General features: G+C 59.9%; 18 protein-coding genes and 1 riboswitch. Of the genes, 10 read left to right on the top strand and 8 right to left on the bottom strand.

Annotation, left to right across the window (positions count from 1 at the left end; genetic code table 11):
• Nucleotides 1-149 precede the first annotated feature (149 nt).
• Entirely contained in the window at nt 150-2,342 is a 2,193-nt protein-coding gene (locus ACB035_RS19155) for an immunoglobulin-like domain-containing protein (RefSeq protein ID WP_371167933.1), read from the bottom strand.
• A gap of 50 nt (nt 2,343-2,392) precedes the next feature.
• A riboswitch (cyclic di-GMP riboswitch) is annotated at nt 2,393-2,478 on the bottom strand.
• 437 nt (nt 2,479-2,915) lie between these two features.
• On the opposite strand from ACB035_RS19155, the gene prlC reads away from it, so the two are divergent.
• Both prlC and ACB035_RS19145 read left to right on the top strand, forming a co-directional pair.
• Nucleotides 2,916-4,958, top strand: a complete 2,043-nt coding sequence (gene prlC / locus ACB035_RS19150) for an oligopeptidase A (RefSeq protein ID WP_371167932.1) — start codon at nt 2,916-2,918, stop codon at nt 4,956-4,958.
• 207 nt (nt 4,959-5,165) lie between these two features.
• Nucleotides 5,166-7,712: a bifunctional diguanylate cyclase/phosphodiesterase gene (locus ACB035_RS19145; RefSeq protein WP_167570565.1), complete on the top strand. Its 2,547-nt coding sequence runs from the start codon at nt 5,166-5,168 to the stop codon at nt 7,710-7,712.
• Nucleotides 7,713-7,718: 6 nt separating this feature from the next.
• On the opposite strand, the gene ACB035_RS19140 is transcribed toward ACB035_RS19145, so the two are convergent.
• Nucleotides 7,719-8,459: an ABC transporter substrate-binding protein gene (locus tag ACB035_RS19140; RefSeq protein WP_236269594.1), complete on the bottom strand. Its 741-nt coding sequence runs from the start codon at nt 8,457-8,459 to the stop codon at nt 7,719-7,721.
• Nucleotides 8,460-8,535: 76 nt separating this feature from the next.
• On the opposite strand from ACB035_RS19140, the gene ACB035_RS19135 reads away from it, so the two are divergent.
• Nucleotides 8,536-9,285 (top strand): class I SAM-dependent methyltransferase, encoded by a 750-nt coding sequence (locus tag ACB035_RS19135; RefSeq protein WP_076493766.1) that lies wholly within the window; start codon nt 8,536-8,538, stop codon nt 9,283-9,285.
• Nucleotides 9,286-9,355: 70 nt separating this feature from the next.
• On the opposite strand, the gene ACB035_RS19130 is transcribed toward ACB035_RS19135, so the two are convergent.
• Genes ACB035_RS19130 through rhlB form a run of 3 tightly spaced genes read right to left on the bottom strand, consistent with a single transcriptional unit; the run spans nt 9,356 to nt 12,432 of the window.
• Complete coding sequence (locus tag ACB035_RS19130; protein WP_040069895.1) at nt 9,356-9,610, bottom strand: Rho-binding antiterminator; 255 nt, start codon at nt 9,608-9,610, stop codon at nt 9,356-9,358.
• Nucleotides 9,611-9,640: 30 nt separating this feature from the next.
• A complete protein-coding gene (gene gppA, locus ACB035_RS19125) occupies nt 9,641-11,131 on the bottom strand; it encodes a guanosine-5'-triphosphate,3'-diphosphate diphosphatase (RefSeq protein ID WP_005355894.1) in 1,491 nt (496 codons plus the stop codon).
• 11 nt (nt 11,132-11,142) lie between these two features.
• Complete coding sequence (rhlB, locus tag ACB035_RS19120) at nt 11,143-12,432, bottom strand: ATP-dependent RNA helicase RhlB (protein ID WP_371167931.1); 1,290 nt, start codon at nt 12,430-12,432, stop codon at nt 11,143-11,145.
• 113 nt (nt 12,433-12,545) lie between these two features.
• Here rhlB and trxA point away from each other — a divergent pair, with 113 nt between their 5' ends.
• The 6 genes from trxA (at nt 12,546) to ACB035_RS19090 (ending at nt 19,024) form a co-directional block, all read left to right on the top strand.
• Complete coding sequence (gene trxA / locus ACB035_RS19115) at nt 12,546-12,872, top strand: thioredoxin TrxA (RefSeq protein ID WP_005339416.1); 327 nt, start codon at nt 12,546-12,548, stop codon at nt 12,870-12,872.
• Nucleotides 12,873-13,076: 204 nt separating this feature from the next.
• A complete protein-coding gene (gene rho, locus ACB035_RS19110; RefSeq protein ID WP_005339417.1) occupies nt 13,077-14,342 on the top strand; it encodes a transcription termination factor Rho in 1,266 nt (421 codons plus the stop codon).
• A 108-nt stretch (nt 14,343-14,450) separates the two neighbouring features.
• Nucleotides 14,451-15,443 (top strand): hypothetical protein, encoded by a 993-nt coding sequence (locus ACB035_RS19105; RefSeq protein ID WP_371167930.1) that lies wholly within the window; start codon nt 14,451-14,453, stop codon nt 15,441-15,443.
• 33 nt (nt 15,444-15,476) lie between these two features.
• Nucleotides 15,477-16,946, top strand: coding sequence for a 4-hydroxy-3-polyprenylbenzoate decarboxylase (gene ubiD / locus ACB035_RS19100; RefSeq protein WP_005339421.1), 1,470 nt, complete (start codon nt 15,477-15,479; stop codon nt 16,944-16,946).
• Nucleotides 16,947-17,092: 146 nt separating this feature from the next.
• Nucleotides 17,093-17,791 carry an NAD(P)H-flavin reductase gene (gene fre / locus ACB035_RS19095; RefSeq protein WP_005339423.1) on the top strand — a complete coding sequence of 233 codons (699 nt, stop codon included), beginning with the start codon at nt 17,093-17,095 and terminating at the stop codon, nt 17,789-17,791.
• A 219-nt stretch (nt 17,792-18,010) separates the two neighbouring features.
• Nucleotides 18,011-19,024 (top strand): GGDEF domain-containing protein, encoded by a 1,014-nt coding sequence (locus ACB035_RS19090; RefSeq protein ID WP_371167929.1) that lies wholly within the window; start codon nt 18,011-18,013, stop codon nt 19,022-19,024.
• A gap of 54 nt (nt 19,025-19,078) precedes the next feature.
• Here the strand turns inward: ACB035_RS19090 and ACB035_RS19085 are convergent, their stop codons facing one another.
• Nucleotides 19,079-19,336 (bottom strand): accessory factor UbiK family protein, encoded by a 258-nt coding sequence (locus tag ACB035_RS19085; protein WP_005339429.1) that lies wholly within the window; start codon nt 19,334-19,336, stop codon nt 19,079-19,081.
• A gap of 300 nt (nt 19,337-19,636) precedes the next feature.
• On the opposite strand from ACB035_RS19085, the gene ACB035_RS19080 reads away from it, so the two are divergent.
• Nucleotides 19,637-22,078, top strand: coding sequence for a VolA/Pla-1 family phospholipase (locus ACB035_RS19080; RefSeq protein ID WP_371167928.1), 2,442 nt, complete (start codon nt 19,637-19,639; stop codon nt 22,076-22,078).
• Nucleotides 22,079-22,144: 66 nt separating this feature from the next.
• On the opposite strand, the gene glpG is transcribed toward ACB035_RS19080, so the two are convergent.
• Entirely contained in the window at nt 22,145-22,978 is an 834-nt protein-coding gene (glpG, locus tag ACB035_RS19075) for a rhomboid family intramembrane serine protease GlpG (RefSeq protein ID WP_005339431.1), read from the bottom strand.
• Nucleotides 22,975-23,298 carry a thiosulfate sulfurtransferase GlpE gene (gene glpE / locus ACB035_RS19070; RefSeq protein ID WP_201948262.1) on the bottom strand — a complete coding sequence of 108 codons (324 nt, stop codon included), beginning with the start codon at nt 23,296-23,298 and terminating at the stop codon, nt 22,975-22,977. Before glpE ends, glpG begins: the two co-directional genes overlap by 4 nt.
• Nucleotides 23,299-23,420 lie beyond the last annotated feature (122 nt).

The raw sequence follows: 23,420 nt of genomic DNA, 5'->3' as shown, positions 1-23,420 counted from the left end.
TGTTGTTGGATGTTTTTTTGGTGGTTGGCAAGCATGTAAAAGAGAGGGGCTAACCCGTCCGGGTCAGTGCATCCTGCCCATCGGCAGCGTGGCCGACGGGCAGGATATGGGCGGGGGCCTGTCGGCCCCCGTTAGTGGTTGGGGCAAGGTCAGAGCTTGATCCAGGCATCGCTCCAGGCGCTGCCGGTACCCGGTGCATAGTGGCTGGTCGAGCCGCCACACCAGCCGCTGTATGGCCAGGGTTTGCACTCATAGTTGCCACCGGCATTGCTGACCCGATCACCGGCCTGATAGCCGGTGTTAGGGGCATAGGCCGGGTAGTCGCCATCGCTGCCGCCGTTGTCGCTCTCTTCGGTCAGGGTGACCGGGAAGCGTTGCACCACCGGCTGCTGGCCATCTGCCAGACCGGTGATGACCACGTCGTAGCTGCCATCGGTCACATTGCTGCCCTGTAGTACCAGGGTGCTGGAGCCGTTCACCTGGCTGCTGCTGGTACCGTGGCTGTGGCCGCTCTGCTCCAGAGTCGCGGTGATTTGGACCGGGTTGGCGGTCGTCACGTTGAAACGGATGCTGACCTGACCGTTTACTATTGTGTAGTCGGAGCCCATGGCGCTGACGGTGAAGTCGCTGCTGCCTTCCGCGGGTGGCGTTGTGCCGCCGCAGTCGCTGTCGCCCTGTACGCGCCAGACGCCCCAGTCACCCGTGGTGCCCGGCTCTTCGTTCTGGGTCCACCAGCCTGCCAGCCAGTTCTTGCCGTTGTGGCTGACGATGTCGCCGCCCACGTAGACCTTCTTGGCATCCCAGCTGTTTTCACAGACGGCGCCCTGCTCCCTGACAGTCACGTTGCGCTGCTGGGTTACCTGCTGACCGGCGCTGTCGCTCACCTGATAGGTGAGGGTGTAGCGGCCGACCTTGCTGCTGTCGACGCTGCCGTTGACCTTGATTTGGGCGGTCAGGTCGCCATCTTCTTCATCATGGGCGCTGACGCCTGTCATCGGATCGAAGGGGGTACCCAGTTCCAGCGTGGTGTCGGTGACGCCGCTGAACACCGGCTTCATGCTGTAGACCTCGATGGTACGTACCTGCTCGGTGACGTTGTTGTCGCGATCGCTCACCTTGTAGGTGAGGGGGTAGAGGCCGATGCGCTGGCTGTCTACCGAGCCTTCCACCTGGATTTGGCCAGTCAGGTCGCCATCTTCCTTGTCGTTGGCGCTGACACCGGCCAGCGGATCAAAGGCGGTGCCCTGCTTGATGCGGGTATCGCTCAGGCCGCTGAACACCGGCTTGCCGTTGTCGACCGGGGGCGTGATCTCCTGATCGTGGATGAAGGGGCCGTAGCTCTTGATGAAGGATTCGTTGTAGGACTGACCGGCGGCGTTGCGGCCCATGTCCCAGTTGATGGACCAGGTCATCACGCCACGCAGCGGTTGCCCCTCGCTCTTCAGGCGGTTGAAGGCGTTGTAGAGCTTCTGCGGATCCTGCACATAGCCGGTGGCGGCGGCGTCGATGTTGGTCGGAATGCCGAACACCAGCTTGTCATGGGGGATCTTGTAGAAGCCGCGGGTGCCGTTGCTCAGCGAATCCGCCATGTAGTAGATGAACTCTTCTTTCAGGGCATCGTTGTTCTGGGCAATCCAGCCGATCCCATCGATGTAGATACCATCGCCACCCTGGTTGTAGAACTGGGGGTTGATCCAGTCGTAGTATCCTTCCAGATTGCGGATATAGGGGATGTAGGCGCCAGTCTGGGTCAGATAGGGGAACTCCGGCGCCATGGTGATGAGGAAGTTTTTCCCCTGGGCGCGGTAGTGATCCTTGACCAGACGCAGGGCCGCCGGGATCACGGTCTGGTTGTCGGCGGCAGTGATGGCGGCCTGTTCCAGATCGATATCCAGCCCGTCGAAGCCATAGGTCTCCACCAGACGGATGATCTCGTCGGCAAAGGCCTGCTCCTGACCCTTGCGCAGCTCGATGTGCGCATCGGCACCGCCCAGCGCCAGCAGCACGGCACGGCCCTGACGGTTCAGTTCGGCGATCTGCTCGATAAACTGGCTTTCGCTCATGCCGATGGCCGGGTCGAGTTTGAAGGTGGGGATGGGATCGCTGCCATAGACCTTCATGAAGGAGACATCGACCACGTTGTATTGCGGGTTGACCTGATCGAGCTTGACGCAGGGGGCGATACCGCCCTTGTAGCCCGAGCCGTCACACCAGTTGTGCCAATAGCCGACCACTACGCCGGACTGGGGGTTGACCATCGCCTGACCGGCACTGGTGGCATATGCCATGGGGGCGCCCATGCCGAGCAGGCAGCCAAGCAGGGATAATTTGAGTTTGTTCATCGTCTCTCCGTACGGTGCAAATGGGGCGTCGGTTGTGACCGGACGTCCCCGGGGGCAGCCCCGCTGTCATAGGTGTTTTCCCTTAGACCGGTGGCTTTGCGTCGCGCCCTTTCGGGTCACTTTGCCTTTTTCACCCGATTTCTGTGCAGCACAGAGAATCAAGTGACCTGCATGGCAGGTTGCCTATGATAGATGCTTGAAAATAAATTAATCAATAGTTGGTTTTGATTCTAATTAACTGAAAAATATTGATAATTTGTTACAGCTACCACATTTTGTCAGTTTCCATGATTGAGCATGACGGTACTTGGCTGGCAGCTGTGGCGCCGGTAAATGGCGACTTTTTGCCCCTTGAAAGTAGCGGTAAGAGCCAAAAAAGGCCCACAGATTCATTCTGTTACTGGCTGTTGATGGCAAAACTGCAGCAACGGCAGAGATCCGGGTCGCAATGGCTGGAAAAGTACAGGGTTGCGGCGGATTCCCGCTTGATTATTGCGTGGCTTGGCCACATGTTAGAAAGCCATACAGAGCTGCTAAAGCGGTCTGTTCAAGACCAAACAAGAGGTAACCGGGATGAATAACCCTTTGCTGACAATGGATTCGCTGCCCCCTTTCAGCCAGATCAAGCCGGAGCAGGTTCAGCCTGCCGTGATTCAGGCGATTGCTGACTGCAAGCAGAAGATCAGCGATGTGCTGGCCCAGCGTGATCCCCATACCTGGGATAGCCTGATTGCCCCGCTGGAAGAGGTAAATGACCGCCTGTCACGGATCTGGTCACCGGTCAGCCACCTCAACTCCGTACTCAACAGCGAAGCGCTGCGCGAGGCCCATGATGCCTGCCTGCCGCTGCTCTCCGAATTCCAGACCTATGTCGGTCAGCATGAAGGGCTCTATCAGGCCTATCTGGCCCTCTCCCAGAGCGATGATTTCCCGCTGCTGAGCGGCGCCCAGCGCAAGGAGATCCAGAATACCCTGCGTGACTTCCGTCTCTCCGGCATCGGTCTGCCTGCCGAGGCGCAGCAGCGTTACGGCGAGATTCAGGCCCGCCTCTCCGAGCTGGCCTCCCGTTTCAGCAACAACGTGCTGGATGCGACCCAGGGCTGGCACAAGCTGGTGGTCGATGAAGCCGAATTGGCCGGTCTGCCCGATAGCGTGCGTGCCGCTGCCCGTCAGATGGCTGAACTTAAAGGCAAAGAGGGGTGGCTGTTCACGCTGGATATCCCCTCTTATCTGCCGGTGATGATGTATGCCGACAACCGCGAGCTGCGGGCAGAGATGTATGAGGCCTTCACCACTCGCGCCTCCGATCAGGGCCCCAATGCGGGCAAGTGGGACAACTCCGCCATCATGAGCGAGCTGCTCACCCTGCGCCGCGAACTGGCTCAGTTGCTGGGGTTCGCCAACTATGCCGAGCTCTCCCTGGCCACCAAGATGGCGGACAAGACCGAACAGGTGGTGAGCTTCCTCACCGATCTGGCGGCCAAATCCCTGCCACAAGGCAAGGCCGAGCTGGAGGAGATCCGCGCCTTCGCCGCCGAGCAGCACGGTCAGAGCGAGCTGGCCGCCTGGGATCTCGCCTACTACGCCGAGAAGCTCAAACAGCACAAGTTCTCCATCTCCGATGAGCAGCTGCGCCCCTACTTCCCCGCCAGCAAGGTGGTGAAGGGGTTGTTCGAGGTGGTGAAGCGGGTGTTCGGCATGAAGGTGCGCGAGCGCCTCGGCATCGACACCTGGCACCCGGACGTGCGCTTCTACGACATCTTCGATGCCGACGACGAGCTGCGCGGCAGCTTCTACCTCGACCTCTACGCCCGCGAGCACAAGCAGGGCGGGGCCTGGATGGATGTCTGTCTGGGTCGTCGCTACCGTCAGGATGGCTCGCTGCAAAAGCCGGTGGCCTACCTGACCTGCAACTTCAACGGCCCGGTGGATGGCAAGCCTGCGCTGTTCACCCACAACGAAGTGGTCACCCTGTTCCATGAGTTTGGCCACGGCATCCACCACATGCTGACCCGCATCGATGTGGCCGGCGTGGCCGGTATCAACGGCGTGGCCTGGGATGCGGTCGAGCTGCCGAGCCAGTTCCTGGAGAACTGGTGCTGGGAGTCCGAGGCGCTGGCCTTTATCTCCGGCCACTACGAGACCGGCGAACCGCTGCCAGCCGATCTGCTGGAGAAGATGCTGACCGCCCGCAACTTCCAGGCCGCCATGCAGATGCTGCGCCAGCTGGAGTTCGCCCTGTTCGACTTCCGCCTCCATCAGGAGTTTGATCCGGCCAATCCGGCACAGCTCCCGGTGCTGCTGGATGAGGTGCGTAGTCAGGTAGCAGTGATGACGCCACCGGCGTTCAATCGCTTCCAGCACAGCTTCTCCCACATCTTCGCTGGTGGCTATGCGGCGGGCTACTACAGCTACAAGTGGGCCGAGGTGCTCTCTGCCGATGCCTTCTCCCGCTTCGAGGAGGAGGGGATCTTCAACCCGGCGACCGGCCAATCCTTCCTGAAGAATATTCTGGAGAAGGGGGGATCGAAGGAGCCGATGGAGCTGTTCCGAGCCTTCCGTGGTCGTGAGCCCAAGGTGGATGCACTGTTGCGACACAGCGGGATCGCTGCCTGAGATTCCTGACCCGCCGCCTGTGTGAGCTTCAAGCAGGTACACTGTTTTGCGGCATAGTGGGATCGAGTCGTGATTTCTGCGACAAAAAGGGACCTTTTGGTCCCTTTTTTCAAGGCTTTTTAATATCTTGCTGATTGCATATTTGCACTGATCACAGCTCTTCAGTAGAGTCGTGTTCTAACCTTCAAGGAGAGAAAGCCACTTGCCATGAGGCGAGCACTCGATTCCGTCTATCAAATCATCTCAAGTCTGGCTCATTCGAGCGGCCAGGGATATTTCGATACCTTTGTGAGTGAAATCGCCGCTGCTGTGATGGCTGATGTCGTCCTTATCGCCAGCAGGGAATCAAATGCTTCCCATCTTACGGTTCAGGCTGCCCATCCCTCCTCTCTTGACCCCGATACCCTGACGCTGCCACTGACTGACTCTCCTGATGCCATTACCTGGCAGGAGGGGGAAGCATGGTTCAGCGATCGTCTGTTGCAGCTGTTCCCCGCGATGCCACTTGCCGATGCGTGGCAAGCCCAGGCCTACGCCGGGATCGCCCTCAAGGATGCGGATGGCGAGACCATAGGCATCTGCTGCCTGCTCTATCGTCAGCCGCAGGCCAATATGACCAAGGTGATGGGGCTGCTCCGGTTGCTGGGGCCGCTGGCCGGTCGCGAACTGGCGTTGATGCTGCAACGCCAGCTGCCGCAACTCTTGCCTGATACCCCTCATGTGCTGCAGAGCATGCTGTTTCAGGCCCCGGTGGGGATCGGCAAGCTCGATCTCACCGGCCGCATTCTCTGGGCCAACCCGGCCATCGAGAAGATGCTGGGTTATCCCCTCGACGAGCTGCTTCATCGCTCCATCTCCGACATCAATCACCCGGAGGATTGGCAGCGCAGCCTTGAGTGCTACGAAGAGATCCGGCGCGGCGAGCGCAGCAGTTTCACCCAGGAGAAGCGCTACTTCTGCAAGGGGGGCGAGATCCTGTGGGGGCGGGTAACTGTCACCCTGATCCGCGACGAGCAGCAGCAGCCGGACTACCTGATGGTGCTGCTGGAGAATATCGATCCCCTCAAGCGCCATGCGGAGCAGCTCAAGCTCTCTCACCGGGTCTACGACAACCTCTCCGAGGCCATTCTGGTGTGCGATGCCGACAGCCGCATCATCTCGGTCAACCCGGCCTTCGAGCAGATCACCGGCTACAGCAGCGACGAGGTGCGGGGCCAGCGTCCCAGCATGCTCAAGTCCGGGCTGCACGATCAGACCTTCTATGCCGACATGTACCATGCGCTGGAGCGGGTGGGGGTGTGGCGTGGCGAGGTGTGGAACAAGCGCAAGAACGGCAAGCTCTATCCGCAGCAGCTGATGATCAGCACCCTGCGCGAAGCCGGCAAAATTCAGCAATATATCGCCATTTTCAGCGATCTTTCCCAGACCAAGGTGGCCGAGCAGAAGATCGCTACCCAGGCCAACTACGACAACCTTACCAGCCTGCCCAACCGCTGGCTGTTTGGCCGCTGCCTCACCCGCTTCTGCGAGCGGGGCGAGCGCTTCGCGCTCATGGTGCTCGACCTCAACAACTTCAAGGCGGTCAACAACAGCATGGATCACCATGCGGGCGATGCCCTGCTGCGGGAGGTCTCGGATCGACTGGTGAGCCGGGTGCGCACCGAAGATCTGGTGGCCCGCATCGGCGGTGACGAGTTCGCGTTCTTGGTGCCCGGCATCGTCACCCGCCGTCAGGCCGAGGTGTTTGCCAAGCAGGTGATCGGCAGCTTCGCCCGCCCCTTTATGCTGGCCAACCAGCATCTCTATGTGACCGCGACCATCGGCATGACCCTCTGCCCGGTCGATGGCAGCGAGAGCGACGAGCTGCTGCGCAATGCCGAACAGGCGCTGTTTGCGGCCAAGCGGCAGGGAAGGTTGCTCGGTGCCTACTGCTCATCCATGCGGGAAGAGGTGCGCCAGCGCCACCAGATGCAGCAGGATTTGGCCGAAGCGATCAAGCTGGAGCAGCTGACAATGGCCTACCAGCCGATCTGGGACAATCGCAGCGGACGGGTCGCCAAGCTGGAGGCGCTGGTGCGCTGGTATCACCCCCACTGGGGGCAGGTCTCCCCTGCCGAGTTTATTCCGCTGGCGGAAGAGGCAGGTCTGATTCAGGGGCTGGGGGCGCTGGTATTGTGGCAGTCGTGCCGGGATCTGGCGCGGTTGCAGCAGTCCGGTTTTCCGGATCTGCAGATGTCGATCAACCGCTCCACCATGGAGTTCCAGACCATCGACCCCGAGGCGAGTGAGTGGCTCAAGGTGATCCAGCACTTCGGGCTCGATCCTGCCGACATCGTCATCGAAATCACCGAATCTCTGCTGATGGAGAGCAGCGATCAGCACAGAGTGCGGATTGATGCCCTGCGCGAGGCGGGCTGCAAGCTGGCCATCGACGATTTCGGTACCGGCTACTCGGCCCTCAACTATCTGCGCACCTTCCCGGTCGATCTGGTCAAGATCGACCGCTCCTTCGTGCGCCATATCCCCTTCAATGAGCAGGATCGGATGCTGCTCGACGGCATCATCAACATAGTGCACAACCTGGGCATGCAGGTGGTGATCGAGGGGGTTGAGACCCGCGAGCAGCTCAACTTCCTCTGCCAGAAAGGGTGCGCCTTCACTCAGGGTTATCTGCTCAGCCGCCCGCTGGCCTATGACGATCTCACCGAATATCTGCAGCTCAATGACAAAGGGATGTTTCTGCAGATCAGCTAGTGGCGCTTACTCCTTCGATGTCATCTGTTCCTGTTTGGTTTTCAATGTCCGGTAATCCTCGCCGAGATAGCGCAAATAGATGCGATCCAGTACTCCCTCATCCTGCATCTGTTGCAGCGTCTTGTTGTAGGCAGGCAGCAGGTCAGCCTTCTGTTTGCCAAAACAGAGGTAGAGCGGCGTGGAATCGATAAAGGGGGTGAGGGCGCGGATCCTGACGTCCTGCTCCCTCGACAGAATGGGGGCAGAGAAGTAGTCCAGGATGATCATATCGACCCGGCTCTTTTCCAGCATCAGTAGCAGCTGTTTGTCGGAGTGAACCTTGATGGGCTCCCAGCCGGTGAAGTTCCTGATCTTGGCCGTGTAGTCATACCCCCTGACCATCCCTACTTTCAGCCCCTTGGCCATCTCCCACGAGAAGTTCTGTAACGGACTGTCGGTACGCACATAGGCGGCCAGAGGATAGAAGGCGGTGGCAAGGTCAGAGTGATAGCAACCGGGGAGAGGGGCATTGTCGAGAATGCCATCCGCCAGCTGGGTGCTGACATACTGCTCGCAGCGTCCCCAAGGCAGTTCAAGCAGAGTGAGGTTCATGCCAAGGCGGCGCGCCACCTCTTGATGGATCTCCACCGAAATGCCCTCTTTCAGGTTGCCCTGTTCTGCATAGGAAAAGGGAGGCCAGTCTACGCCGCAGACCTTCAGGTTTGTGCCGCTCTGGGCGGCGAGGAGCAGGGCAATGAACAGGTTCATGGGATTTCCTCCCTACAGCGACTTGAAGGGGCTGTGGTACACTCGGTTCACTGAACTTAGAACGCATCCAAAGACCATGCAAATCCTCCTCGAAGACCCCGCCAAGGCCGCGCAGGCAGACGCGCTGGCCAGCCAGCTTGCCCAGCTCGACCTTCCCCAGTTTGCCCTGGTGTTTACCCCGGAACGGTTGGAACTGCGCAAGCTGGATGAGCCCAAGCTGGGTGCTGTCTATGTGGACTTCGTGGAAGGGGCGGTGGCGCATCGCCGCAAGTTTGGCGGCGGTCGGGGCCAGTCCATCGCCAAGGCGGTGGGGCTCAAGGCCGGTGCCACACCGACCGTGGTGGATGCCACTGCCGGTCTGGGGCGCGATGCCTTCGTGCTCGCTTCCCTTGGTTGCAAGGTGACCCTGATCGAACGAAGCCCTGTGGTGGCCGCTCTGTTGCAGGATGGGCTGGCGCGGGCGGCACAGGATCCCGAGATTGGCCCCTGGGTCAGTGAGCGGATGCACCTGCTGCAAGGCCCGGCGGTGGACAATCTGCTGGCGCTGCCGGAGCGGCCCGAGGTGATCTACCTCGACCCCATGTTCCCCCACAAGCAGAAGTCAGCGTTGGTGAAAAAGGAGATGCGGGTGTTCCAGTCGCTGGTGGGGCCGGATCTTGATGCTGATGCTCTGCTGCCAGCTGCGCTTCAAATGGCAGAGAAACGGGTGGTGGTGAAGCGGCCGGATTACGCCGGCTGGCTCAACGAACAGAAGCCCAGCATGGCTATCGAGACCAAGAGCAACCGCTTCGATGTCTATGTGATGGCGGCGCTGGCTGCGGGTTAAAAGCCGGTGCGAGTTGCGGATGCAAAAAAGAGGGCCAACGTCATGTTGGCCCTCTTTTGTCTTACTGGATTCAGTTGGTTGGCGCGAAGCGGATCAGCTTTTCTTCCCCTTGCCAGTTCAGGCGCAGGGTCGCCAGATCCGCCAGACTGAGCCGCTCGCCACTGTGCAGCAGCAGATACTCGACCCCTTCGCTGGCTTCGATAGTGCGGATCTTGTCATCCCATTGGCGATCATCGCGGCTGGTGAGGGTCACCGGTAGTTGCCAGCTGGCAGCAATTTCGAGCCAGTCGTAGAGATCGCAGCTGATGGGTTGATAATCCGGCATGATCGGCTCCAAAACAGCCAGGTTGCTGAGTCAGGCTTCCTGTACGCGGGTCGGCCAGCCCATCTTCTGCTGGCGTTCCACTTCAAAGCGCAGCTCGCTGGCGCGCAGGTAGTGTTCATCCATCCAGCCCTTGGGCAGGGTCAGAGTCAGTGACTCCTCTTCTGCCTGCAGGGTGAAGCTGGGCACTGTGCCCTGGGTACGGCGCATGCAGAGGATCAGCGCGATGCGCAGGATACGGGCCAGCCGGATCGCCTGACGACCGGTGACGGCACCCTGTTTCTCCAGTGGTTCCAGCTTGAATTCGTCCCGCTGGTTGAACAGCAGGGCCGACAACAGCTTCTTTTGCGCAGGGGTAAAGCCCGGCATGTCGATGTTGTCGATGATGTAGGCGGCGTGTTGCGGCGCCTTCTTGTATTCGATACAGAGGCCGATCTCGTGCAGCAGGGCGGCATAACGCAAGATTGGGCGACCGTAGCGTTTGGAGAGTCGCCAGGCCGGTTGCAGCTGGTTGAACGCCTCGACAGCGGTATCGCGCACCCGTTCGGCGTGCTCTTTATCCAGCTGATAGCGGCTGATCAGGCTGTCGGCTGTGCGATCCCGGGCATCACAGTCGTGATTGTTACCCAGCAGACCGTAGATCAGTCCTTCACGCAGGGCGCCACCCGCGAGGGTCATGCTCTCGATATCGAGGGTTTCGAAGATGGCGATCAGGATGGCGAGACCGGAGGGGAACACGGTCAGCCGCTCGGCCGCCAGCCCTTCCAGTTGCAGCCGGTCTAGCTTGCCGCAGGCGATGGCCTGACCCATCAGCTCCTGCAGTTTCGGCAGGGTGACCCGTTCGCTCTTCCCTTGTGCCAGCATGATCTCTTGCAGCGCCTGCACCGTGCCGGAGGCGCCGACACAGGTACGCCAGCCAAGGGCGCGGTAATCTTCCGCCACCTTCTCAAGCACCGCCTTGGCGGCAGCAATCGCCTGCTCGAAACGGGCTTCGGAGAGCTCGCCATCACCGAAGTGATTGTTGAGCCAGGTAACGCAGCCCATGTGCAGGCTGTTGAGCAGTTTTGCTTCGCTATGTTCGCCGATCACCAGTTCGGTACTGGCACCGCCGATGTCGATCACCAGCCGGTTGCCTTCCCCGGCAGAGGTCCAGGAGACCCCTTCATAGATGGTCTTGGCCTCTTCCTCGCCCGAGATGATCTCGATGCTGTGGTTGAGTACCCGTTCCGCTTCGCTGAGGAACTCGTCGACGTTGGTGGCAAGGCGCAGTGTGGCCGTGCCCACCACTCGTATATTGTCGGCCGGGATGTCCTGCAACTGTTCGGAGAAGAGACGCAAACAGTCCCAGCCCCGCTCCATGGCGGCACGGCTGAGACGAAATTCCGGATCGAGCCCGGCGGCAAGGCGAACCTTGCGCTTTACCTTGGCGACGGTGCGCAGGGCACCGGCGACCTCGCGCACCACCAGCATATGAAAGCTGTTGGAGCCGAGGTCGATGGCGGCATAGAGAGGCGAGTTGTGCAACGGGCCTGTCCTTAGCTCTTGCGCGGCGGACGATGACGGTTGTTGCTGTTGCCACCGCCCTGACGATCCCGCATGTTGCGGTTCACCGGCTGACGGTTGCGGAACACCCGTTTCGGCGGGGTCACGTCATCCAGCAGCGCTTCGCGATCATATTTGCTGACCGGAATGGCATGGTGGATGTACTCCTCGATGGCTGGCAGGTTGAAGGCATAGTCTTCACAGGCCAGGCTGATGGAGTGACCGCTCTTGCCGGCACGACCGGTACGACCGATACGGTGTACATAGTCTTCGGCGTCGTCGGGCAGGTCATAGTTGAAGACGTGGGTCACGTCAGGGATGTGCAGACCACGGGCGGCCACGTCGGTGGCGACCAGAATATCGAGCGCACCCTTGGTGAAATCCTCGAGGATCTTCATCCGCTTCTTCTGCGGCACGTCACCGGTCAGCAGGCCGACGCGGTGGCCGTCATTCTCCAGCCACGCATGCACGTCTTCACAGACATGCTTGGTGTTGGCGAAGACGATGGCTTTTTCCGGCCACTCCTCTTCCATCAGGGAGAGCAGCAGCAACATCTTGTCTTCGTTGGAGGGGTAGAACAGCTCTTCCTTGATCCGCACGCCGGTCATCTGCTCAGGCTCTACCTGCACATGTTCCGGATGGTTCATGTGTTCGTAGGCCAGCTCCTGCACGCGCAGGGAGAGGGTGGCTGAGAACAGCATGCTCAGACGCTCGGTCGCGGGCGGCATGCGGCGGAACAGGAAGCGGATGTCCTTGATGAAGCCCAGATCGAACATGCGATCAGCTTCGTCCAGTACCACGACCTGAATGTTGCTCAGATCGATCACCTTGGATTTGAAGTAGTCGATGATGCGGCCGGTGGTGCCGATCAGGATGTCGACGCCCTGCTCCAGCACGGCTAGCTGCTTGTCGTAACCTTCGCCACCGTAGGCGAGGCCGAGTTTCAGGCCGGTAGAAGCGGCGATGCTGTCGGCATCGTTATAGATCTGTACTGCCAGTTCCCGGGTGGGTGCCATGATGATGGCTCTGGGTTGGTTAACCAGACGGGGCTTGGTCAGCGGGTGAGTCAGCAAATAGTTGAATGTCGCGGCCAGGAAGGCAATGGTCTTGCCGGTTCCTGTCTGGGCCTGACCGGCGAGGTCATGACCTTCTACCAGTAGTGGCAGAGACAGTGCCTGGATGGGCGTGCAATAGTGAAATCCCTTTGATTCCAGACCAGCCAGAACTTCGGGTTCGAGGCCCATTTGGGCGAATTTGTCGGTCGTTAAGTGTGTTTTGCTCATGGCGGTAGGTTATCAGGTTAGGCTTGCAATAATAAACAGGATCATTTCAAATAGGGCAACTATTGCCTTTGTTGATATGTCAATAAAGCCTTAATTACTGACTGGAGTTGGAGATGAGTGACAAGATTGTTCAGCTGAGCGATGCCAGCTTCGAGGCAGATGTAATCAAAGCCGATGGCGCCGTTCTGGTCGACTTCTGGGCCGAGTGGTGTGGTCCGTGCAAGATGATTGCCCCGATCCTGGAAGAAGTTGCCCAAGAGTACGAAGGTCGCGTGACCGTAGCCAAACTGAACATCGACCATAACTCTGATACTCCGCCCAAGTACGGCATTCGTGGTATCCCGACCCTCTTGCTGTTCAAGAATGGCGAAGTGGCAGCGACCAAGGTCGGTGCACTGTCCAAGACTCAGCTGAAAGAGTTCCTGGACGGCAACCTGTAATAATTAAAGAGGAGCGCATTGCAATAATGCGCTCCTTGTGTTTTATCACCTAGACGCTCATCCCGATTGGTGCTAGTTTATCGCTCGTTTGCTAACCTTTTTGCCTGACTCTTTGCTAACCACAGCCTGGCAATCAAATCCGATCAGCATCAATCCAGCAGACTGTCTCCTCATTTCAATCCTTGCTTACAGACTTTCACCACTATGAATCTGACTGAATTAAAGAACACTCCTGTGTCCGAGCTGGTCAAGCTTGGCGAATCCATGGGGTTGGAAAATCTGGCTCGGGCGCACAAGAAAGATATTATTTTTGCAATCCTCAAGGCGCATGCCAAGGGTGGTGAAGATATCTTTGGCGACGGTGTGCTGGAAATCCTGACCGATGGTTTCGGCTTCCTGCGCAGTGCAGACGGCTCCTATCTGGCAGGTCCTGACGATATCTATGTCTCCCCGAGCCAGATCCGCCGCTTCAACCTGCGTACCGGCGATACCATCTCCGGCAAGATCCGGCCACCGAAAGAGGGCGAACGCTACTTCGCACTGCTCAAGGTCAATGAGGTCAACTACGACCGTCCGGAAAACTCCCGCAACAAGATCCTGTTTGAAAACCTTACCCCCCTGCATGCCAACGAACGTCTGCGTATGGAACGGGGTAATGGCTCTACCGAAGATATCACCGCCCGTGTACTGGACCTGGCTTCCCCCATCGGTAAAGGCCAGCGTGGCCTGATCGTGGCGCCGCCCAAGGCCGGTAAGACCATGCTGCTGCAGAACATCGCCCAGAGCATCGCCTACAACCACCCGGACTGTGAACTGATCGTTCTGCTGATCGATGAGCGTCCGGAAGAAGTGACCGAGATGCAGCGCATGGTGAAAGGTGAAGTGATCGCTTCCACCTTTGACGAACCTGCTTCCCGTCACGTTCAGGTTGCCGAAATGGTGATCGAGAAGGCCAAGCGTCTGGTCGAGCACAAGAAAGACGTGGTGATCCTGCTGGACTCCATCACCCGTCTGGCCCGTGCCTACAACACCGTTATCCCGTCATCCGGCAAGGTACTGACCGGTGGTGTGGACGCCAACGCCCTGCACCGTCCCAAGCGCTTCTTCGGCGCCGCGCGTAATGTTGAAGAGGGCGGCAGCCTGACCATCATCGCCACCGCGCTGATCGATACCGGCTCCAAGATGGACGAGGTTATCTACGAAGAGTTCAAGGGTACCGGCAACATGGAACTGCACCTCTCGCGCAAGATTGCCGAGAAGCGCGTCTACCCGGCCATCGACATCACCCGCTCAGGCACCCGTAAGGAAGAGCTGCTCACCTCAGGTGACGAGCTGCAGAAGATGTGGATCCTGCGCAAGATTGTCCACCCGATGGGCGAGATCGACGGTATCGAATTCCTCATCGACAAGCTGGCGATGACCAAGACCAACGACGAGTTCTTCGACGCCATGCGGCGCCAGCAGAAGTAAGTCCGGTCAGAAAATGACGAAACCGCGGCCCTGGTCGCGGTTTTTGTTTATCTGTTTTCCGGTCGCCCTAGTAGTATGAGATCCCGATGTCACATGGATGGAGACGTCATGAAGCCTGTTTTCTGGTTATTGCTGGGGTTGCTGAGTGCAATGCCAGCCTGCGCGCAGAGTGCTCCGGTCGCGGTGACAGCCGAGACGTTGCAGACGCACCAGCGCTATCTGGCGGGCCGTCTGCAGGAGGGGCAATTTGCAGCCATCGACTCTCTGCTGGCGACCCTGAGTCGCGAGCGGCGGGAGTTCCTGCTGTTGCAGCTGCTGCGGGATATTCCCGCTACCTCCCCTGCATCCCCTGCGTTGCAACAGTGGGTCGAGGCTCAGGCTGACAAGGCACCCGAGTGGCTCATGGAGCAGCAGGTCGACGGTTTTCTGGTGCAGCAACCTGTCTATGATTTTGCCGCGCAGGCCCGTCAGCTGCTGGGGGAGTGGCAGCTGCAATCACTGATGCAGCGCTATCGGCAGCAGCTTGCCCAGGGCAGCTTCCAGCTAAAGTCCATCTACTACAGCAGTAACCCCGATCTCGCCATGCAGCAGCAAGCCCTGTTGCTGGCCCTCGACACCTTGCCGCAACCGATCTGGATGCGGGAGGCGCAAGCGCTGGCCAGCCAGAATATCTATCTGCCCGACAATCATCTGTTGTTCCATCTGTTGCAGCGCACCGGCGAACCGGCGCTCTATAGCATGCTGTGGCGGCGGCCGGCAGATCAGGATGCGCTGCGCGCACTCTCCACCATCAGCCGCTTTCATCACGGCAGTGCTGCCAGCGATCTGCTGATTGCCGCCAGTGGCAATGAGGGATTGAAGGGAGCCGCCCTGCGCCAACTGAGCGCACTCTCGCCCTTGCCGCCGCAAGCCCAGAAATACCTGCTGGCGGAACTCTCTAACCGTCAATACGGGGCGCTGGTGGCCGGTCTGTTGATGGAGGTGGACGAGCCCCAGCTGCTCTCTGCGCTGGCCAGACGCCTCGGCCAGCGTGACGTGCCACCCATTGCACCGAGTCTGCTACCCGATTCGGGTACACCCGATGGGCAGCCAGGGTTATAATGCGTGACCTCCTGAACCCGGTTGGGAACTTGCATGAAATACAAGGATTTGCGTGATTTCATCGCGCAGCTGGAACAAAACGGACAACTCAAGCGGATCACCCGCGAGATAGATCCCTATCTGGAGATGACCGAGATCAGCGATCGCACCCTGCGTGCGGGTGGCCCGGCTCTGCTGTTCGAAAATCCCAAAGGCTACACCATGCCGGTGCTGACCAACCTGTTCGGTACCCCGGATCGGGTTGCCATGGGCATGGGCCAGCCCGATGTGGGCGCCCTGCGTCAGGTCGGGGTCTGGCTCTCCTATCTCAAGGAGCCCGAGCCGCCCAAGGGATTCAAGGAGCTGATGGAGAAGCTGCCGATCTTCAAGCAGGTGCTCAACATGCCGACCAAGCGCCTCTCTTCCGCCCCCTGCCAGCAGGTGGTGCAGGAGGGCGATGCGGTCGATCTCGACCAGATCCCGATCCAGCACTGCTGGCCCGGCGATGTGGCGCCGCTGGTCACCTGGGGCCTCACCATCACCCGTGGCCCCTACAAGAAACGCCAGAACCTCGGCATCTATCGCCAGCAGAAGATCGCCAAAAACAAGCTGATCATGCGCTGGCTTGATCACCGTGGCGGTGCCATCGATTTTCGTGAGTGGCAGGAGGCCCATCCCGGTGAGCGCTTCCCGGTGGTGGTGGCGCTCGGTGCCGATCCCGCGACCATTCTCGGCGCGGTGACGCCGGTGCCGGATACTCTCTCCGAATATGCCTTTGCCGGTCTGCTGCGCGGCAGCCGTACCGAGGTGATCAAGGCCATCAGCTGCGATCTGGAGGTGCCCGCCAGCGCCGAGATCGTGTTGGAAGGCTATCTTGAGCCGGGTGAGATGGCGCCGGAAGGGCCCTATGGCGATCACACCGGTTACTACAACGAGGTGGACGAGTTCCCGGTCTTCACCATCACTCACATCACCAAGCGGCGCGATGCCATCTATCACAGTACCTACACCGGCCGTCCGCCTGATGAACCGGCGGTGCTGGGTCTGGCGCTGAACGAGGTGTTCGTGCCGCTGCTGCAGAAGCAGTTCCCCGAGATTGTGGACTTCTATCTGCCGCCGGAGGGGTGCTCCTACCGGATGGCGGTGGTGACCATCAAGAAGCGTTACCCGGGCCATGCCAAGCGGGTGATGCTGGGGGTCTGGTCCTTCCTGCGCCAGTTCATGTACACCAAGTTCGTGGTGGTGTGTGACGATGACGTCAACGCTCGCGACTGGAAGGATGTGATCTGGGCCATCACCACCCGGATGGACCCGGCACGGGACACCACCTTGATCGAGCACACCCCGATCGACTATCTGGACTTCGCCTCGCCGGTCTCCGGCCTCGGCTCCAAAATGGGGCTGGATGCCACCAACAAGTGGCCGGGCGAGACCAATCGGGAGTGGGGTCAGCCCATCGTGCAGGATGAGGCGGTGAAGCAGAAGGTCGATGCCATCTGGGATGAGCTCAATATCCTCGGATGAGGCAAACATGACAGCTTTGCTGCAAAAAGTGATGCGATCCGCACTGATTTGAGTATTCTCGACTGACGGGGCCAGGGCTGCTGGTCGTCACTCCATAGTGAAACAATGAGCGAAGCGGGCCGAGCGAGCCCGCCACAAGGACAAGAATGCAACGTATCAAATGCCGCGTAGAGGAACTGCGCGAATATGTCGACACCATCTGGCATGTGGCCCTGACGCCGCAGCAAGCGATCAGCTTCAAGCCGGGCCAGTATCTGCTGGTGGTGATGAGCGATTCGGACAAGCGCCCCTTCTCCATCGCCAACTCGCCGACCCGCCCGGGCGTGCTGGAGCTGCAGATCGGCGCCACTCCCGAGAACGCCTACGCCGGTCAGGTGCTGGCCCGCATGCGTGAGCAGGGGGAGATCGAGGTCGAATTGCCGGCTGGCAAGGCGTTCCTGCGCGATGAATCCCCCCGTCCACTGATCCTGATGGCGGGCGGCACCGGTTTCTCTTACGCCCGCTCCATTCTGGAGTACCTGATCGACACAGGCAGCAAGCGCCCGGTGTTCTTCTACTGGGGGGTGCGTCAGGCTCACTGGCTCTATGAGCTGGAGCAGATGCAGCAGTGGGAGCGTGACTACGCGCCGCTCACCTTTATTCCGGTGGTGCAGGAGCCTGAGGCTGACTGGACCGGCAAGAGCGGGCTGGTACACAAGGCGATCATGGATGACTTCGTCAGCCTCCACGACTACGACATCTATGTCGCCGGCCGTTTCGAGATGGCGGGTGCCGCGCGTGAGGAGTTCAAGATCCTCGGCGCCGAGCCGGAGCGCATCTTTGGTGACGCCTACGAATTTATCTGACGGGATCCCCGCTTGGATGACGCAGCCCCCGGTTTTGCCGGGGGCTTTTGTTTTTAGGGCTCCCGCATTACCTGATCGTGCCGAATGGTTGGATTATCGCGGCGTTATCCCATTATTTTTCAATATTTTGGCTATGAGTGGCTACTAATCGAGCCTAGCTGATGGCATCTTTGTGGGGGATTGACAAGAGCATCCATAGAGCAAGCACAAGGAGGCGCAGTGTTGAGTGAAGAGGGCAGGGCATCTGCGGAGGATGACAGGGGAGAGACCGGCTCTGTCGAGCGGGTCGCAACGCTGATCCCGTCCCCTCATGGCGGTGAAATGGCCCGTTTGCAGGCAGAGATCGCCGCTTTGCAGCATGAAAACGACCTGTTGCAGGAGAAGCTCAATGCCGCCCTCGATGGCACCGGCATCTGTCTCTGGCAGGGCACCATTCCCACCGGTGAGCTGCGAGTCTTCAACCTGCAGAACTTTCAGGCCGGTGACATGGCCCCTCATTTCGATCAGTGGAGCGCCAAGCTCCATCCCGACGATCGCGCGCATGCCATGGGCAGCTACTTTGCCCACCTTGAGGGCAAAACTCCCTTCTACGAAGCCGAATACCGCACCATCAACCCGCAAGGCGAGGTCACCTGGCTGTGGGATAGGGGTCGGGTCGTCGATCGGGATGGCGATGGCAAGCCGCTGCGGATCATGGGCTCCCATATCGATATCACCCAGCGCAAGGCTTATGAGCAGCGACTGGCGGAGCGCGCCAACAGCGACGCGCTGACCGGCTTGCTCAACCGGCAGGGGTTTGGCAAGGCGTTTGCCCAACTGCAGCCGCAAGGGGCGGGGGCGCTGCTCTTTATCGATCTGGATGATTTCAAGGGGATCAATGACCAGCTGGGCCATGCCTGCGGCGATCTGGTGTTGCAGCAGATGGCGGACTGGCTGCGCCTTATTATGCCTGGCTCGGCTCTATGCGGCCGTTACGGCGGCGACGAGTTTGTGGTGCATCTGCACCGGGATGTGTCGAGCCATGGCCTGGCGCAGCTGGCTGACGCCCTGATCAGCCGGATGCACGGCTATGTGCCCAAACCCGGTTGCCCGCAACGGGTGGGGCTGAGTATCGGCATCGCCCTGTGGGAGGAGGAGCCATTGAGCTTCCGACAGGCATTGGAGGTTGCCGACAGGGCCATGTATGAGGCCAAGGCCCGCGGCAAGCGGGCCTGGTATCTGCTTCAGGTGTGATGCTTTTTACAGGTTCAATTCAAAGCAAAAACCCCAGCCGAGCTGGGGTTTTCGTTATTCGCCTTTGGCGCCGAGCTGCTGCTCGAGCTGAGCCAGCTTGCTTTCGAGGGCGGCCAGTTTTTCACGGGTACGCAGCAGCACCTTGGTCTGTACGTCGAACTCTTCGCGGCTGACCAGATCCAGCTTGCCCAGCTGGGCTTGCAGTACCTGACGCATCTTCTTCTCGGCCTCTTCACCCATGCTGCGAATGCCGGGCGGCAGGGAGTTGTGCACCTGCTTGGCGATCTCTTCCAGTTTCTTCGGGTCGATCATGATGTCCTCCTTAAGCGTTGGCGGACATTCTACCGACAATTCCCTCACTTTGCCGAGATCGCGGCGGCTTTTTAGTCGTGATGGTGCCCGCTGGCTGGTCGGGTCTGGTGATGGGGCCACAACTGCTACCCTTGCGCCCCTTTGTTAACCTGAAACCATGACATGCACCACAAAGCTGAGCCGGAACTGTCCGGCATGAGTCTTATTTGGTGTTGGTTTTATGTTAACGTTTTGCAGTCGAGGTCGTGATGACCCCGTTGGCTTGTGATGGATAACAACCTTATAAAAAGAGAATAAAAAATGAAGAAGAAGCTAATTTATGCAGCTGTTGTCAGCGCCCTGCTGGCCGGATGTGGTGGAGATGACAACAAGGGAGACACCACCAGCTCCCTCGATTATGCCTTGAGTGGCGCCAGCGGTATTCGACCGAGCGTGCTGGCCCCCCGTGCCAGCGACGGTACCCTGAAGTTTTCGACAGAAACTGCTGATCTGTCGAACCCGGTATCTGCCCTCTCCACCCTGGATGGCTGGTCAACCACCCAACCCGTCCAGCTGGTACCGGCGACCGTGACCGGTGTCTCTGTGCCAGCACCGGCGGCCAGCGAGTATGCCTCTGCCGTTGCGCCCCTCTACCTGCTCGAGCTCACGCTGGATCCGGTCACTCTGCAACCCAACGGAGTCAAGGGCGGCAAGCCACTGGTTTATGGGACCGACTTTGTGGTCACTGGCGGGGACGGCAAGCTCAATCTGGTTCCGCTCAAGCCGCTCAATCCCTCTTCTTACTACATGATCGTGGCGACCGATGCCCTCAAGGACAGTCGTGGCACTCCGCTCAAGGCGGGCGGCGATTACAGCAGCTTCAAATCGACAGCTGGCGCAACCACTCAGGAGCAGACCATCAACGGCCTGATCTCGCTGCAGGAAGGTCTGTTCAAGGCGGCCACCGGGATCACCAGCGATCGGGTGATCTTCTCCGACTGGTTTGCCACCCAATCTGGTGCCGATGTGCTGCTGGCGGTGAAGGGGGCAGCAGCTAAGGTAGTCGAAAATGGTCTGGATGCTGCGTTCGTCTGGGAACAGGATGCCAAGGGCAACACCAGCCTGCCGGCAACCTATACCATCAGCGGTCTTAATGGCGGGGTGGATTTTCTGACCCAGCTGGCGAATGAGCCATTCTTGCCGCAGAAAGATCGTGATGCGATTGCTGCCGCTGTGGCGGCGAATGCCACCCTAAACGGAGTTGCAGCGGTGACCAAGGTATATACCGGCACCGTCAAACTCCCTTACTTCCTCTCTACCCCGGCGATAGCTGGCTCATGGGACAAGGCCAAGACCCAATCTTGGCACGGCGCCATTCCCAGCCTCTATGCCATCGCCAACGCGCTGAAAGCGGGCGATACCGAGGTGATCGGTGGACTGGTCGGGGCGGGCGTGGACCCGGCATTGCTGGGTGAGCTGATCGCCGACCCGAGCCGTCAGAGTGAACTGCTGACCGAGGCAAGCAAGCTGATCGGGGTGACCCTCACCTCCGGTGGCAAGCCGCTGGATGCCGAGCGCAATATCGGCCGTTTCAACCCGTTGCCGACCCTGACCGAAGTACAATCGGTACCGCTGCGGATCTTCGCCGCTGCACCGCTCAATACCATTACCGATGTGATCATCTATCAACACGGGGTTACCTCCATCAAGGAGAACGCCTATGCGCTGGCGCTGGGCCAGATTGGTGCTGGTCTGCAAGTCACACCAACAGCCAAAAATGTCGCTGTGGTGGTGATCGATCATCCGCTGCACGGCGAACGTGGCTACGCCTTGAGCGGCAGCATGGATACCGTCACCACCTCCGAGAACCCGACTCCTTATCTGAATCTGGGTTATCTGACGGTGGCGCGGGACAATCTGAAACAGAGCGTGGCCGATCTGCTGGGACTGCGACTGGCTGTCGGTCTGGCCAACACCCAGGGATTGGGTGGCCAATTGGGTGGTGCCGGTCTGAAAGTTCACTTCCTCGGTCACTCACTTGGTGCCATTACCGGGGCCAATCTGCTGGCTGTCGCCAACCAGACCACCGGCAGTGCTCAGGCTGATGCCTTGTTCAAGTTCGATACCGGTGGTCTGGCGATGCCGGGTGGCGGCATCGCGCCGCTGTTGCTCAACTCGCCGAGCTTCGGGCCGACCATCAAGATGAGCGTGCTTACCTCGGGCAGTCCGGCGCTGAAAGCGGGCTTTACCGCCTATGCACCGAATTGCAAAACGGCTGCCGCCACTTGCTTCGTCAACGAGTTCCTGCCCAGTCTGGATGCGGCCACGCAGGCGGGTGCGGCGAGCACCTTGCAGAGCTATACCTTTGCCGCCCAGTCAGTGCTGGACTCTGCGGACCCGATCAATCTGGGCAGTGGCGTCGCCAAGAGCTTCCCGCTGTTCGCCACCGAGATCGTGGGTGATGGCGCCCTCAATCTGCCGGATCAAGTGATCCCCAACAGCATCGCCTCTGCGCCGCTGGGTGGCACCGAGCCGCTGTTCCGGGTGTTGGGTTTGCAAGAGCTGAAAGGGTCCGGCGTGCTCCCGGCGGGTCACCATGCTGCGCGCTTCCTGAAAGGGGGCCATAGCTCGCTGCTGGCTCCTGACGAGAACTTCGATCAGGCTGGCGCGGTCACCACCGAGATCCAGACCCAGTTCGCCAGCTTCTTTATGAGTGGCGGTGCGGCGGTCAAGGTAACCGATGACACCCTGATCAAGCAGTAACTGCCAATCGCGTAAAAAAACGCCGCCCTTCGGGGCGGCGTTCTCGTTTCTGCGGCTGCTGAAAAATCAGGTCGGCTGGTGGTTGCGATCCAGCCAGCCTTGCAGCAGGCCGACCAGCAGACCGGTCAGGTGGGCGATGTTGGCTGTGCTGGTTCCGAGCATGTCGAAGAAGCCGAGCACCATCCAGAACAGCATAAAGCCCATCAGCGCCGGTGGCAGAGTCAGGCCACAGGCCGGTTGCAGCTTGCTGCGCAGCCAGCAGTAGCCGAGCAGGGCATAGACCACGCCGGAGAGGCCGCCAAACAGCGGGCCACTGGCAAAGAACTCGGCAATATTGGGTAGGGCGGCGCCCACCAGCAGCAGGATTAGCAGCTTGCCGCTGCCAAGGCGCTGCTCGATCTGGCCGCCGAGATACCACCACCAGAGCAAGTTGAACACCAGATGGAGCACCGAGAAGTGGATCAGGGCGGGGGTGAAATAACGCCACGCCTGCCAGTCGGTGAACTGGGCCAGCGTCGGGTGGAATGCCAGTTCATCGTAGATTGGCAGGCCGATGGCCTCGATCCCGTAGATGGCGAGACAGGCGATGATCACCACCAGCGTCAGTGGCCCCGCCTGATGGAGGAAGTCGGTGATAGGGTCCGTCATCCCCTTGCTGTAGTCGATGCGGGCATCGGCGCGGCCGGATTGCCAGGAGGCCTCCATGTAGCGCGGGTGGCCCGGCTCGGCCAGAAAGCGCTTCACCTCCAGCTGGGCCTGAGCGAGGCGTTGCTCGTCCGCCAGCCAGATGGTGACCCCCAGCTCGGACTGGGTCAGCTCGCAGGAGATCCCCAGGGTAGCCAGATAGTCCACCAGCGCCTGCGCCATGCGGGCGTTGTCGAGCACCAGCAGCTGGATCATGCCTCGCCTGCCTCGATGGGAAACTCCCGGCGCCACGCCTCGAAGCCGCCATCCAGACTGTAGACCTCGTCATAACCCTGTTGCAGCAGGTATTGGGCCGCCCCCTGACTGCTGTTGCCGTGATAGCACATCACGATGACCGGGGTATCGAAATCCACTTCATTCATAAAGCGCACCAGGGTGCCGTTGGTAAGGTGGAAGGCGCCGACCGCGTGGGCCGCTTCAAAGGATTGCGGGTCGCGAATATCCACCAGACGGGCTTCACCCGAGCTCAGTTTCTGGTAGGCATCATGGGCATTGATATGGGCAAACTGGTCCATCGGGATGTCCTGCGAATAGGTTGATTACGGGCCAGTGTACCGCAAGCTTGGGCGCAAACTAACCCCACAAAAGATAAGGGAGCCAGCGGCTCCCTTGTTGATATGGCATGCGGGGCAGTGGG

Origin of the sequence: Aeromonas sp. S12(2024) (genome assembly GCF_041402305.1) — a bacterium.
GTDB lineage: Bacteria > Pseudomonadota > Gammaproteobacteria > Enterobacterales > Aeromonadaceae > Aeromonas > Aeromonas veronii.
The sequence above is the reverse complement of the archived record's forward strand: the minus strand, read 5'-3'. Positions and strand labels throughout refer to the sequence as shown.

Coding starts and splice junctions, on each gene's coding strand:
- trxA (WP_005339416.1), top strand. CDS start 12,546: ATGAGTGACAAGATTGTTCAGCTGAGCGATGCCAGCTTCGAGGCAGAT.
- ACB035_RS19085 (WP_005339429.1), bottom strand. CDS start 19,336: ATGATCGACCCGAAGAAACTGGAAGAGATCGCCAAGCAGGTGCACAAC.
- rho (WP_005339417.1), top strand. CDS start 13,077: ATGAATCTGACTGAATTAAAGAACACTCCTGTGTCCGAGCTGGTCAAG.
- ACB035_RS19080 (WP_371167928.1), top strand. CDS start 19,637: ATGAAGAAGAAGCTAATTTATGCAGCTGTTGTCAGCGCCCTGCTGGCC.
- fre (WP_005339423.1), top strand. CDS start 17,093: ATGCAACGTATCAAATGCCGCGTAGAGGAACTGCGCGAATATGTCGAC.
- prlC (WP_371167932.1), top strand. CDS start 2,916: ATGAATAACCCTTTGCTGACAATGGATTCGCTGCCCCCTTTCAGCCAG.
- ACB035_RS19130 (WP_040069895.1), bottom strand. CDS start 9,610: ATGCCGGATTATCAACCCATCAGCTGCGATCTCTACGACTGGCTCGAA.
- glpG (WP_005339431.1), bottom strand. CDS start 22,978: ATGATCCAGCTGCTGGTGCTCGACAACGCCCGCATGGCGCAGGCGCTG.
- glpE (WP_201948262.1), bottom strand. CDS start 23,298: ATGGACCAGTTTGCCCATATCAATGCCCATGATGCCTACCAGAAACTG.
- ACB035_RS19105 (WP_371167930.1), top strand. CDS start 14,451: ATGAAGCCTGTTTTCTGGTTATTGCTGGGGTTGCTGAGTGCAATGCCA.
- ACB035_RS19135 (WP_076493766.1), top strand. CDS start 8,536: ATGCAAATCCTCCTCGAAGACCCCGCCAAGGCCGCGCAGGCAGACGCG.
- ubiD (WP_005339421.1), top strand. CDS start 15,477: ATGAAATACAAGGATTTGCGTGATTTCATCGCGCAGCTGGAACAAAAC.
- ACB035_RS19145 (WP_167570565.1), top strand. CDS start 5,166: ATGAGGCGAGCACTCGATTCCGTCTATCAAATCATCTCAAGTCTGGCT.
- ACB035_RS19140 (WP_236269594.1), bottom strand. CDS start 8,459: ATGAACCTGTTCATTGCCCTGCTCCTCGCCGCCCAGAGCGGCACAAAC.
- rhlB (WP_371167931.1), bottom strand. CDS start 12,432: ATGAGCAAAACACACTTAACGACCGACAAATTCGCCCAAATGGGCCTC.
- ACB035_RS19155 (WP_371167933.1), bottom strand. CDS start 2,342: ATGAACAAACTCAAATTATCCCTGCTTGGCTGCCTGCTCGGCATGGGC.